Source organism: Blautia sp. MSJ-19 (assembly GCF_018918125.1).
Classification (GTDB): domain Bacteria; phylum Bacillota; class Clostridia; order Lachnospirales; family Lachnospiraceae; genus Blautia_A.
In genome coordinates this window covers 21,003-32,338 of the sequence record NZ_JAHLQA010000034.1, presented here as the reverse complement: position 1 = coordinate 32,338, position 11,336 = coordinate 21,003, and the positions used below count along the sequence as shown (strand labels likewise).

Below are 11,336 nucleotides of genomic sequence, written 5' to 3'. Positions count from 1 at the left end.
CTATGCCAGTTCAAATGGGTTTCTGCCACTTGTGCTCTGTCTCAGCTTTGCTTCCTCAATCATTTCATCAAAGACCGTTCTGCGGTTCATCTGAGCTACAAAGCGGTAACTTCCACCGCCGCTGCTCTGCTGATGTCTTGTAAATGCATCGTCAATAATCTCCTTAATAACTCCTTCTGGTGCTTCCAGGTTACGTCCATTCTTCTGATCTCCAAGCACTGCAAGGAATTCACTTCTTGGCGGGATAACCGCACCTTTTGCCAGATACGGAATCGTTGGAACACGTGGAAAACTTGCGTTGAATCCAATAGTCTTGTGACCAAACGGTGTTGGCACTTCCCACGGTCCGAACGAAAATGCAGATTCGATACCGCCGATCGCGCTGTTGACAGTTCCAATCGCACCGTTGACGATGCCGATAACTTTGTTGAGGATATCTCGGATGGTATCGCGGATGCCTCCGAAAATTTCCACCACTCTATCCTTGACTGACGTGAATTTATTTACAATTCCATTTGCAATTTTTCCAACAACTCCACCTATTGTTGACCAAATAGAATCCCATTTTTCTTTTGCAGTAGATTTAATGTTGCCCCAGATTGCGGACATTTTTGTTGCCAAATTACTGAGTTTTGTTCCGATACCATTAACAAAACTAACTGTTTTTTCAGAAATCCACTTCCATACTGCACCGGCAACTTCTTTGATTTTGTCCCAGTTTTTGTATAGAAGTACTCCAATCGCGATAGCTGCACCAACAGCAATGGCAAATACGCCACCTCCTCCAATAGCTGTTGCAATAGCTTTAACACCACCAAGAATACCGCCGGATCCTGTCATTAGTGATACAAGTCCCTTTCCAAAACCTATAATGCCGGTTATGCTTCCACCAATACTCTTTGCCAGTCCTGCAATCTTAACTGCTGCAAAAGCTCCAATCAGAGCCGCACCAAAAGCTTCGATAATTGACTGATGATCCGCGAAGAATCCAAGCAGATCAGCCACCAGGTTGATCAATGTCGGAATCCCTGTCTCAATCGCCCATTTAAGCATCGGAAGGACAATATTGTTATAAATCCACTCAAGAACATTCCCGATAGATTCCAGAATAGGTGCAAAGGTCGCCGTCAGATTGCTGATAGATTCTAATAGTGGATAGAAATCCAGATTCGCTGCCCATGTTGCTGTATCTGCAGCAATTCGCTCTATAAAGCTGAGTACTGTTTGTAATGCGTTTGCAATATTCTGAATAATTGCCGTACCAACACTATTTTTATTCCATGCTTCGGCAAGCCCAGATGCAATATTTCCAATAGTCGTAAGGACATTCTGAGCGATCCGGAGCATAGTCTCCAACATCGTTGTGCCGGTTCCGTTTGTCCAGACTTCAGCGATGCTTTTGCTTACACTCTTGGCAAGTGTTCCAAGACTTTTAAGTGCATATTTAGCTGCCTTGATTGTATTCGCACCCTCTTTAGCCCATGCTTCCTTAAAAGGCTTGAAGATTTCAGAAAGTATCTTTTTGATTTTGTCCGCAAGTTTCTTGAACCGATTTTCAATCGGAACCGTTTCAAACATTTCTGAAGGAGACGGACCTTTGTAACCTCCGGCACCATCATTCCCATCTGTTCCGTTTGTGGTTGCTTTATGTACTTCGTCTAATGAGGACAGATAATCTTTTGTCTGCTTCGATGCTTTTTTGGTATTTTTTGAAGACTTGTCCAAACTTGCCGCCCAGTCTTCCTGAGCAGTTATTGCTTTGGTAAAAGTCTTCTGTCCGGTAAACGCCGCAAAAAACATACCGACATAGGTCGCCGCTTTTGACAGCAGATTAATCAAACTGGTCAAAGCTGGCGCAATAGCTTGCAAGATGGGATTAAAAGCTGTTGCAAGAGAATTCTTTAACCTTGTCAGAGCAGATGTCAGCATGGAAATACTGCTATCTGTTGATCCACTATACTGTGCAAGATTTTTAAATCCATCAACGACCGCTGAACGGAGTTTGTTCATGAGTACAAACAGGCTTCGTATACCTATTGAATACTTCAAAAGTGTTTTTAATGCACTCCCGAATCCGTCAGCCATTGATTTTCCGCTATTCTTAATTGCACCACTGGAAAGGTTTTTTCCAATTCCAGAAAAAGTAGCTTTAATTTTATTTACAAGATTCTGAGCAATGGATAGCTTTTTATTCTGCTCATCAAGTTCCTGGTTGTTCTCTCCGACAACTGTAGCAACTGCAAGGTTCTTCTTATACTCTTTTGCTTCCGCTGTAAGACCAACAAGCTTCTGATAAGCAGTATCGTATTCAGCATCTCCAAAATAGAATCCATTTTTTTCCATTTCTTTGAGGCTTGCTACAGTATCATCAATAGCCTGCTTTAATTCATTTGTATGAGTTTCTGCTTCCTGTGTGCTTCCGCTCATTTCGTCCATAATCTGCTTAGCTTCTTCGGCTTTCTTCGCATAGTCTTCCATAACTCGCGAATCAAGCTGAACTGGCTCATGTAATGGACCTTCATAGCTGTAATCAACATCCTCGCTGCTTCTATGAATGGGCACAGTAGACATATCTTGCGGTTGCCACTTATCTTGTGCTTTTGTTGTCTCTTCAATCTCTTTTCTGAGATTTGATGTAGATTGCGCGGCTGAATTTGCACCAGAAGACATCTGTGAAAAAATATTGTCTATGCCTCTGGACATTGTCTCCAGAAGTGAAACAATTCTATTTAGCGAACTGCTTATGTCCTTTGCACCAGCTTCAACACCAGACGTATCCATTTTTGTATCAATAATGACGCTTCCGTCAGCCATGTTCGCAGATCACCTCCTACAGCCACTTCTCAATCGCATCTTTCTCAGTTTTTTCTTCCATACTGAGTTTTCTGTGCAAATCAATTATTGCTTTATTGTTTCTGTAAAATTCTTGTTCCCACTTCTCAAGCTTCTGATGTTTCTGCTTTTTCTGACGGATATTGATAATTTGAGAGAAAAGGCAATCCCCGATTTCCATATAAGCCCCAAGAAAAGTCCACCAATGAAGATACGGTAACGATCTGATTTCTTTCCCTTGTACGCGATTAATCGCCGGAATTATAACCTGTGCATCCTGCTCCCAGTCCATCAAATGAACTGGAGGTTTGTTCGAATCTTCTTTCATACCACAATCAATGAAATCGATCAGCTGGTTATAAGCATCAAAGAAGTTCTCTGTGGGAAGTTTGTTATAATCTTCAATCAGAATTTGAAGTGCCGTATCAATCTGCACCCATGCCTTTTCTTGATCAGAAGCATCCGGTAAAAATAAATCCGGGTCATTCATGGCCGCCAATACGTCCAGAACAGCCCGGAAATCCGTTCTTATTGCATATACCGTCCTGTCAACGGTTATCGAAGTGGGAAGCTCCCATGCACTCATCAGTTATGGTACTTTGCCGTATATTTGCTCTGACGGCTCTGTACCTTTTTGAATCGTGCATTTGTTTCTGCGGTAATCGCATCAAGCATCTTTTCAACAACTTCCTCGATATACAACTTGCCAGAAGCAAGAGGAGTAAACGGGGACATTACAGAAAAGATAGCCACAGAAATTTCTGCATTAAAAAGTCCATCCAGTTTTTCACCGAGAACCTCTGTGTTTTCTTTCAGAACAGCAGATACCTCTTCAAGAGTAGGTTCTTTTTCGGAATCTTCTGTGGAGTGATCAATAGATAAATCGAGGTTGTTTAGATAATCAACGAGATTCTGTGCCCTCTCTACCATTCCAACATCTGACGGATTAATCCAGATAGAAAAAAGGTGTTTCCCCTCTGTGTCGAGAAATTCATATTCTTCACCGGCCTTGACCGATGTTTTAATCTGTTTTGCCATGTTCTATTCCTCCATCAGTCAGATAAGCTACTTGCCGCTGGCGTAAATGTCTTCTTAGATACGTCCCATGTACCTTTTACACGGTTTCCTGCCTTGTAGACTGTAAATGGAATCTGCACGCCGGATGTGTCCCCACCTACACTGTTCGGAACAATATAAACGTCCTCGCGGTAAGCCCAAACTACTGTTGGAGTAGCACTTGAGTCTGCACCTGGCTTCAGAAGCACATCAACCATAGTGGTTTTTGCGTTATCATCTTTGATACGCTCATTTGCAATCTTAGCAATTTTTTCTGACAGGGTGTCGTCATATTCGTAGTAATATGGGTCAACATCTGCCTGCACTTCGTATCCATTGTGCTGAACGTACTGTTCTCCAATGATGTTCTTATTGACGGAAACGTCAGGATTCAGTTCTTCGTTGTATTCTTCGAGATTTTTTCCAAGACGCACATAAGATGTTGTTGTTTTTCCAAAATTGGCATCCAGATAGTGCGCAAGATATTTTCTTTCAATCATAGAAATGTCCTTTCTGCCTATAACTTTTAAAAGGCCTGTAGGTTAGCGGCTATCATCAAGCGATAGTCGGTTAGTTGTTATATTTAATTTGTCGGGCAGGCGTCGCGGCTCCTTCATCTCTTTTAACCATAGCGGTGACATTACCGAAATGGTGCGTGGTTGCAACGAAATTTACCACCTCAGACATGTGCTATTTCTCCCAGTTGTATTCGTATTTGACTGTAATAGGGAGTAACCAGTCTTGTACACCGTTCTCCTGCGGCTGTGTGCCATAGGAATTATCACGGGTAATGCGTTTGATTGTTCGCCCCTGTGAAAGCTCCGGAAAAGTGGATAAGCGTGTCTCAACACCGTTTATAGTGACCGGCTCATGGCATATCCACTTGCCAAGACTGTCCAAAAACTTCTGAACAGATAACTTCTGCCATTCTTTATCTGCTGCGGTACGGTACACCACAATAAAAGGAAACTGGCATACCTGGTGCATCACCCCGCAAATATCTTCCTTCTCTGAATAAACCAGTGCACCGGCATCGGTATAGAAGGAAATACCGCCATCTGCGCCAAGTTCCTCGTATTTGATTCTTTCACCCTTTTCCAGACCCGGGTACTGATTAAGAAGTGCTTTCATTGCTTCTATCAGAATCTCATGTCCGCTCACATCCTTGCCGATGGGCTTTTCAAGATCTGCCATAACTGCTCCTTACTTTGCCAGGATTTCAAAATGTGGTATCAGACTGTACGGTCCGCCCACACTGGTAATCTTAAATACATTGTCTTCGTTCTGGTTCATGTACTGGTAGAAGCCGCCGCGATAATCACTGTCGGCTACCACACCGCCCTCCCATTCGCCCTCCCAGAAGAAATCTGATTCCGGAGAAAATGTAAGGGTTTCAGACAATCGGTCGCCCGCCTGTTTCTGCCATTCTTTTGGTGGAAGCCACGGAACAGCGTTACTATCCTTGTCGGCAATTACTTTCTGGCCGTACTGATTAACTCCGTACAGGATATGAAGCTGTGCATTGTCGGCGGTGTCCGGACCGTATTTTTTGATGATCGCACCTCTGTCGGTGTTCAGATCAACGTTGGAAAGCACGTGAGGATACCAGTACGCATCCTCAGCTTCTGGATTTTCACAATAGTTAAAAAGCGTGATTTTTCTGTCGTACATAATACTCTCCTATCCGTCGCATATTGCTTTCGAAAATCTATCAGAGAATGCCTTGACCCTAACTATATTACCCTTGCACTCTTCCGGTACTTTGCCGTAAAAGATAATGCTTTCCGGGTGTAACCGTTCAATCATGGCATTGTAACCGGATAGAAATAGCTCTTTCTTTTTCTTACTATTCATGCACCCAACAGAAGATACTGCCACTGTACTGCCCTCCGGTTCTCCATCAAAGCACCATTCGTAAGAATCCGGTGTACTCCATGAGATTGTCGGGATTACACGGCAACCGTACTCTTGGAGATATGCACCAATCCAGTGTTTGCGGTAATGGTTATAAATCTGGATAGCCTTAGGGAAATCCGTGTAGGTGCTGAAATCCGGTGTCAAAACATACCGAAATCTGCTCAACTTGTCCACGTATCTGTCTGGATTTCTCCATAGTGCGTCAAACTGGTAATCATCTAAGAAGAAATGAACGGCTTTTTCTTCTGGATTACTGCATTTTCCTCTGGCATAATTAAAACCAGTAAATTCACAGTTACCCTCAAATGTCTCCGGTTCTATTTGTGGTATGCCATATTCGCCGGTACCGGAGAATATGCGGCGATTTAAATTTTCGTATGCAATACTGGTTGCTTTACTTGCCATAATTTACCGTTTTCCTCTTTTTATAAGAGTTTCTGTTTTGACAGGCTTATTTTCCCGACGTAATCCATCTTTCATGATTTTTCCAGTTACAACTTCTGTACGGCGGTAAATATCGTTCTTTTCTGGGCCTTGCATTTTTCCGCCATGAACATGATGGACGATTTTTTCTCTCGTATACTCATAAGAAACAGAGCCATCTTTGTTCTTACCAAATTTCGGTACCGACCATCCATAATGTTCGTTACGTCTTTTCAGGCCATCCATAAGCCGCTGTTGTTCTGAACTCGGAGATAATCCGCTACTTCCACCACGTCCGCCCATACTAACCTCCATGTAACAAAAAAGAGACACCACATCATTTCTGATATGATATCTCTCATTCGGCAAGCGTTCGGAGTTGAACCGAACTCTCCTCCATCAAGGCGTAATCACCAGGGTATACGACACTTGCTGGCAAAAGCATCCCTTTGTGGGAACTATGCGCTGATAACGCCGTTTTTGACTTAAACTAATGCTTTTTGTTCATATGATTGTACCATATCTGTTTTACCCTCTCAACCATTTTCTTTTCAGGAGGAGTCAGATGACTGGCTCCCTTCGCGCTATCCTTCTCGTTATGATAATATCCATGATGGATATGCGGTTGCATCCCCTTGTGTTTATGGTCAAGATCAATTTGTTTTGCTCTTTTATTTTGCTGATCGTAATATGTAATTTTCAGAAGATCATTTCCACCTACAGTTACATATACACGACCTTTCGTCTGAGTTTCGAACAGGCTTTCTGAATGCCTGTCATTTGCTTCTACAAACTTTATGTTTCCGCTTTTTAAAACGGTATGATATTGACTGCCATAAGACTTCCCTTTATCGCTCATACCGCTTGACGATCCTCGACCGCCCATGAATTCACTCTTTCATAATATTCTGCTTAATAAGCTGATTCACTCCGGTCGCCGACAATCCATTAAACATACCGACTGCAACTGCCGTGATGTAATCCGTTGCCGGAAAATCTGGGATAACTCCCATTCCGACAGCACCGAGAACACCACCGATTACTGCCATGATTACCGGAATCCATTCATCGGAAATTTTGTTTGATGCCTTACAGCCCATTCCTACAATGTAGCAGATCATAACGATTGCCACACATGAACCAAGTGTTGAAATGTCCATTATTTTCACCTCACATTAATTCAAGTTCATTGAACACTTTAAAAATTTTCGGTAACTGAATAGCGAACCAGTCAACCATTTCTTCATTCGTAGCCCAACTTTCGGCATTGTTCGAATTGGAATCGAGACCGGATTCAAGCAGAAATGCATGGATGATCTCATGCCGGACAACCTGCTTCTGGTAGTGTCCAAGGTCTGCTTTCGCTCCGATCTGCCCCTGCGACGCTTCCATATCATCGACCACAATTTCCCGTGTTGAGAAATCTGAATAACCGTCCATTTCTGCCAAGTTCGGATATTCTTCCTCACTTCCGAACTTCACGTTCCATTCAGAGCCTAAGATATTAACCTTGAAATCCTGCATATAAAATCGGTATCCCTTCATCCGTCCTTACTCCCATCAAAAGCGGTAAAGCTGTCTTGAGAAGTAAGTCGTTAGTTTTCTTTGCGTCTCCAGCGGCGGCATATACTGCACTCCACTCTTTTGCGCTCGCTGCTTTTTGCTGTGGATTTGCATAGGATATAGATTCACTCCCCGAAGATCTGCTTAGAACTATTTCATCAGATGAATGATATACTATTTGGGTTTGATCGCTCACTTTTTTTTCATTAAGTTGTATGTATTCTTCTTCATCCAACGAAAACGTACTGCCTGTTCCTACCAAATGCACATACCCTTCTTCATCCAACAAAGCTTTTCCATCACAGTCTAAATACAGAAAACCCTCTTTATCCAGCAAAGCTGTGCATTTCTCGACCTCTTCTGCACCTGTTGTCTCTGATTTACTGCTAAAAACAGATACGGAAATAGCATTCTTTTCAGCAAGCTCCAACTGATACATCAGATCAGTCAACGAACAGACTGCTCTTTTGATACGTTTTTGGTAACGTTCATTGTTCGGCATACCATCCATCAATCTGTCAAAAGTCATATTGTCCACGAAATCACTGGCTCTCTCTGCCATTCGTGGAAAGTCGGTTTCTGGCACGACATTGCCGAAGTATGAAGTTGTGTAAAAATCATAATCTGCATAAGCCATGCCAGATAGCTCCTTTCATTAACCGTTGGATTTAATCATACCCATACGGATATTCTTCTCTTTGTATGCCAGCGACCAGTTTGCCTTGTTTCCAAGTTCTGCATTGGTCGGAGATTCTTTCGTGATCTTGTTTGCATCAATGGAAAATCCGTTCGGATGGAGCACATAGCCCTGCTTGGTGTACAGTTTTCTGATACCGGCTTTTGTCTCTGGATCGTAATCTGCATAGTACGGATCTTCATAGTTAGTTTTCGGACAAGTCAGAATGGATCCTGCACCGATCATGTACGTCTTGTACACTGCGTTCTGTTTGCTTGTATCCACGGTAAATCTATCTGATACAACCGGAATAAAGCCTCCGATAGATGGAAGATTCACGTCTCCCGCAAGCGCGTTGGTCACTGTGTACTTGTTGTAGTCTACCAGACCCAGTGCTTTGTATTTCGCATACATATAGCTGTGCAGGAATAGAAGCCCCATCTTCTCCGCGGAATCTCCAAGTGCTTTCTGCTGCGCGAAGATTAGTGTGGTTTCGTCCACCTTGTTCGCATCGGTCACGGCCCCTGTTCCGGTCTCTTCGGACAGATCAGTGATATGATTTTCCATGCCTTTGAGTGACAGTACCGCATCGACAATTGCCATAAGATCACGAACACGTACCTGTCTGTAATACCCTGCCACAGAGTTTGCAACGTGGGTCATCGGATCTGCTCCGGTGAGCTCCTTCGTGAAGTCCTGCGCTTTCCATGCTTTCATTCTCTGAATGAGCATAGCTGTCTGTTTCTTTCCGCTGATCTCAGACGGTGTATTGTTGGTTTCACCATCGTTGTTGAGTGCCGGATCATCGTTTTCATCAATCGGAACGTAGAAAGGAAGTGTCGCAACATTGCCTTTTGTTCCGATCAGATCCATAATTGTGGAATCTTCTACGAGAATGCCAGAATTGATAATTGCATCGTTCCATGTTGACTGCTCTGCCATGTAACCGGAGAATACTTCCGGATCAAAGGAAAAGCCGCCAAATGTTCCAGTTCTTGCCATAGATATAGTCCTTTCCGTAGAATGGGACTATTTTCAGAATTGAAATAGAAAAATCCCATCTACCTGTAATTGTTGGGTTCAGGTCAGCAGCTATGTTCCAAATGCATAGCCGGTTACTGATTATTTACTAAGTGCTGCGAAGAGATCCGGATCTGACTGCTTGAGTTTCAGACGTTCGTCCAGGTTCATCTTCTTGAAGTCTTCTTTTGTCATTGTGCCGCCGGTTCCACTGCCTTTCTGAATAGAAGTTGTAAATCTGGCTGCATTCTGCTGTGCCTGTGTCTGCTGCTTGTCGACAAAAATTCCTGCTTTTGTTTTTCCGTCTTTGTCAACAATCATGCCTTTGAAAATATCCGCAATGGATTTTCCTTTTGCAGAATCAGAATCCAATGCTTTTGTCAGTTCTTCTCGGTAATGATTCTCAGTGATGTCATTAAGGAACTCATACAGTTTTTCTCCCTTGTCATCCGTAGACGCAAAGAATTCATTCACTGTTTTCTCAAGTTCAACTTTCCGGGCATCAGCCGCACGCGCTGCTTTCTCGTCATTAAGCTGCGTGGTAAGTGTTGTAATCTGAGTTTTCAGATCATTCACATCAACGTCTTTGAATCCATCCAGTTTAGTCTGGACATCATCAAGAGAGGTCTTATATTCGTCTCTTTTCTGGACAACTTTGTCGTAATCTGATTTTGTACGATAATTTTCATCCATCTTCTTTTTCAGATTACTTTTCTTGTCCTCTGGAACCTCAATGCCGAGTTCCTGTAAAATCTGTTCGTAATTCTGCATACTATCCTCCTAAACGTGATTATTAACCGCCCGTCAGCGGTAATGGATTAAGCCAGTTAAACCACTGGCAAGGTAGCTGGAATAACAGGAATCGAACCTGTGACACTCTGATTAACAGTCAGATGCTCTACCAACTGAGCTATATTCCAAGATGGTTTTTCCCTTGATATCGTGCAAGGTAAGCCGGTCTTTCACTCGTCGTAAACGTTGCTTTTCGGACCACACAGCAGCCATCAGGATAAGCAATAACCTTTCCCCATGGGAGGGCAATCCACCCAAACTATAGACCGCCTGCAAGCAGACAGCGTAGTTCTAAGCGGGTAATTGCAGGAGACGGATTCGAACCGCCAGTCTCAAGGGCATGAACCTTGCGAGATTCCATTTCTCTATCCTGCCATTAACCCGGATATCCGGGTTAGCAAGGTATTTTACGTGTCATGCCTGCCACGTGTCGTTTCAGACTAACGTCAATGCCGCCTGTAACGGTCAGCTCACCTCTGCACTGGGTTGGATTACACTATTCACTTTTCACAAACCTATAAAATCAAGGAGATCTCGCCGCCTGCGTGTGAACGGCGATGATACGTGTCGGAAATTGCACCCGCTTTTCAACCTCCGGATTTGCACTATATCTGTTTCTATTAAGGACACGTACCAGAAAAGGAGGAGATAAAATGACTATCGACAACCCTTGCGGGTTACACCTCACCTGCTGTACAACTTTATTCTATCAGAATGCAGCCAAAAGCGAGGTGACATGTTTGCCCTATCTCAACGCTGATTCGCCGTCAGATACTCCGTTAGCTTTTGCTTCATTTTTTTTAATTCCTCGACATTATTCCCGGAGATCTGGCTGTCCAGCATAGTTGACAAGACCTCAAGAATCAGGGAATCCCGGTCGGCAATCCGCTTGAGCGTTTCAAAATCGCGGCGATCATGGTCTTCCAGCACTTCCACTCTTCGGTTCAAGCGGAACGCCGGGGCGATCCACTTCACGATCACTGCCGCCGCACCGCCTACAATGGAGATACCGCCACAGATAGTAAGAAAAAATTGAATAAATTCTGCTGCATTCATT

At 43.4% G+C, this 11,336-nt stretch carries 15 protein-coding genes and 2 tRNA genes; all 17 read right to left on the bottom strand.

Annotation, left to right across the window (positions count from 1 at the left end; genetic code table 11):
- A complete protein-coding gene (locus KQI91_RS11075) occupies positions 1-2,814 on the bottom strand; it encodes a phage tail protein (RefSeq protein ID WP_216392838.1) in 2,814 nt (937 codons plus the stop codon).
- 16 nt (positions 2,815-2,830) lie between these two features.
- Positions 2,831-3,418 (bottom strand): Gp15 family bacteriophage protein, encoded by a 588-nt coding sequence (locus tag KQI91_RS11070; protein WP_216392837.1) that lies wholly within the window; start codon positions 3,416-3,418, stop codon positions 2,831-2,833.
- Positions 3,418-3,870: a hypothetical protein gene (locus tag KQI91_RS11065; RefSeq protein WP_216392836.1), complete on the bottom strand. Its 453-nt coding sequence runs from the start codon at positions 3,868-3,870 to the stop codon at positions 3,418-3,420. Before KQI91_RS11065 ends, KQI91_RS11070 begins: the two co-directional genes overlap by 1 nt.
- Before the next feature lie 14 nt (positions 3,871-3,884).
- Positions 3,885-4,388 carry a hypothetical protein gene (locus KQI91_RS11060; RefSeq protein ID WP_216392835.1) on the bottom strand — a complete coding sequence of 168 codons (504 nt, stop codon included), beginning with the start codon at positions 4,386-4,388 and terminating at the stop codon, positions 3,885-3,887.
- Positions 4,389-4,578: 190 nt separating this feature from the next.
- Positions 4,579-5,082 (bottom strand): hypothetical protein, encoded by a 504-nt coding sequence (locus KQI91_RS11055; protein ID WP_216392834.1) that lies wholly within the window; start codon positions 5,080-5,082, stop codon positions 4,579-4,581.
- Between the two features lie 9 nt (positions 5,083-5,091).
- Entirely contained in the window at positions 5,092-5,559 is a 468-nt protein-coding gene (locus tag KQI91_RS11050; protein ID WP_216392833.1) for a hypothetical protein, read from the bottom strand.
- Positions 5,560-5,568: 9 nt separating this feature from the next.
- Positions 5,569-6,210, bottom strand: a complete 642-nt coding sequence (locus KQI91_RS11045; RefSeq protein WP_216392832.1) for a DUF4417 domain-containing protein — start codon at positions 6,208-6,210, stop codon at positions 5,569-5,571.
- 3 nt (positions 6,211-6,213) lie between these two features.
- Complete coding sequence (locus KQI91_RS11040; RefSeq protein ID WP_216392831.1) at positions 6,214-6,531, bottom strand: hypothetical protein; 318 nt, start codon at positions 6,529-6,531, stop codon at positions 6,214-6,216.
- A gap of 187 nt (positions 6,532-6,718) precedes the next feature.
- Positions 6,719-7,114: a hypothetical protein gene (locus KQI91_RS11035; protein WP_216392830.1), complete on the bottom strand. Its 396-nt coding sequence runs from the start codon at positions 7,112-7,114 to the stop codon at positions 6,719-6,721.
- Between the two features lie 4 nt (positions 7,115-7,118).
- Complete coding sequence (locus KQI91_RS11030) at positions 7,119-7,388, bottom strand: phage holin family protein (protein ID WP_216392829.1); 270 nt, start codon at positions 7,386-7,388, stop codon at positions 7,119-7,121.
- 10 nt (positions 7,389-7,398) lie between these two features.
- The gene (locus tag KQI91_RS11025) at positions 7,399-7,773 is read right to left on the bottom strand and encodes a hypothetical protein (RefSeq protein ID WP_253288545.1); all 375 of its coding nucleotides are present in this window, start codon (positions 7,771-7,773) and stop codon (positions 7,399-7,401) included.
- Positions 7,733-8,428: a hypothetical protein gene (locus tag KQI91_RS11020; RefSeq protein ID WP_216392828.1), complete on the bottom strand. Its 696-nt coding sequence runs from the start codon at positions 8,426-8,428 to the stop codon at positions 7,733-7,735. The genes KQI91_RS11025 and KQI91_RS11020 overlap by 41 nt, the downstream gene beginning before the upstream one ends.
- 18 nt (positions 8,429-8,446) lie before the next feature.
- Positions 8,447-9,469, bottom strand: coding sequence for a hypothetical protein (locus KQI91_RS11015; RefSeq protein ID WP_216392827.1), 1,023 nt, complete (start codon positions 9,467-9,469; stop codon positions 8,447-8,449).
- Positions 9,470-9,589: 120 nt separating this feature from the next.
- Positions 9,590-10,258: a phage scaffolding protein gene (locus KQI91_RS11010; RefSeq protein ID WP_216392826.1), complete on the bottom strand. Its 669-nt coding sequence runs from the start codon at positions 10,256-10,258 to the stop codon at positions 9,590-9,592.
- Positions 10,259-10,334: 76 nt separating this feature from the next.
- Positions 10,335-10,407 (bottom strand) — tRNA-Asn (locus KQI91_RS11005).
- Between the two features lie 175 nt (positions 10,408-10,582).
- Positions 10,583-10,655, bottom strand: a tRNA-Met gene (locus KQI91_RS11000).
- 374 nt (positions 10,656-11,029) lie between these two features.
- Positions 11,030-11,335 carry a CTP synthase gene (locus KQI91_RS10995; protein WP_216392825.1) on the bottom strand — a complete coding sequence of 102 codons (306 nt, stop codon included), beginning with the start codon at positions 11,333-11,335 and terminating at the stop codon, positions 11,030-11,032.
- Between the last annotated feature and the right edge of the window lies 1 nt (position 11,336).

Excerpts from the sequence above, each read along its gene's own strand:
- KQI91_RS11075 (WP_216392838.1), bottom strand. The coding sequence starts at position 2,814 with ATGGCTGACGGAAGCGTCATTATTGATACAAAAATGGATACGTCTGGT.
- KQI91_RS11070 (WP_216392837.1), bottom strand. The coding sequence starts at position 3,418 with ATGAGTGCATGGGAGCTTCCCACTTCGATAACCGTTGACAGGACGGTA.
- KQI91_RS11065 (WP_216392836.1), bottom strand. The coding sequence starts at position 3,870 with ATGGCAAAACAGATTAAAACATCGGTCAAGGCCGGTGAAGAATATGAA.
- KQI91_RS11060 (WP_216392835.1), bottom strand. The coding sequence starts at position 4,388 with ATGATTGAAAGAAAATATCTTGCGCACTATCTGGATGCCAATTTTGGA.
- KQI91_RS11055 (WP_216392834.1), bottom strand. The coding sequence starts at position 5,082 with ATGGCAGATCTTGAAAAGCCCATCGGCAAGGATGTGAGCGGACATGAG.
- KQI91_RS11050 (WP_216392833.1), bottom strand. The coding sequence starts at position 5,559 with ATGTACGACAGAAAAATCACGCTTTTTAACTATTGTGAAAATCCAGAA.
- KQI91_RS11045 (WP_216392832.1), bottom strand. The coding sequence starts at position 6,210 with ATGGCAAGTAAAGCAACCAGTATTGCATACGAAAATTTAAATCGCCGC.
- KQI91_RS11040 (WP_216392831.1), bottom strand. The coding sequence starts at position 6,531 with ATGGGCGGACGTGGTGGAAGTAGCGGATTATCTCCGAGTTCAGAACAA.
- KQI91_RS11035 (WP_216392830.1), bottom strand. The coding sequence starts at position 7,114 with ATGGGCGGTCGAGGATCGTCAAGCGGTATGAGCGATAAAGGGAAGTCT.
- KQI91_RS11030 (WP_216392829.1), bottom strand. The coding sequence starts at position 7,388 with ATGGACATTTCAACACTTGGTTCATGTGTGGCAATCGTTATGATCTGC.
- KQI91_RS11025 (WP_253288545.1), bottom strand. The coding sequence starts at position 7,773 with ATGAAGGGATACCGATTTTATATGCAGGATTTCAAGGTTAATATCTTA.
- KQI91_RS11020 (WP_216392828.1), bottom strand. The coding sequence starts at position 8,428 with ATGGCTTATGCAGATTATGATTTTTACACAACTTCATACTTCGGCAAT.
- KQI91_RS11015 (WP_216392827.1), bottom strand. The coding sequence starts at position 9,469 with ATGGCAAGAACTGGAACATTTGGCGGCTTTTCCTTTGATCCGGAAGTA.
- KQI91_RS11010 (WP_216392826.1), bottom strand. The coding sequence starts at position 10,258 with ATGCAGAATTACGAACAGATTTTACAGGAACTCGGCATTGAGGTTCCA.
- KQI91_RS10995 (WP_216392825.1), bottom strand. The coding sequence starts at position 11,335 with ATGAATGCAGCAGAATTTATTCAATTTTTTCTTACTATCTGTGGCGGT.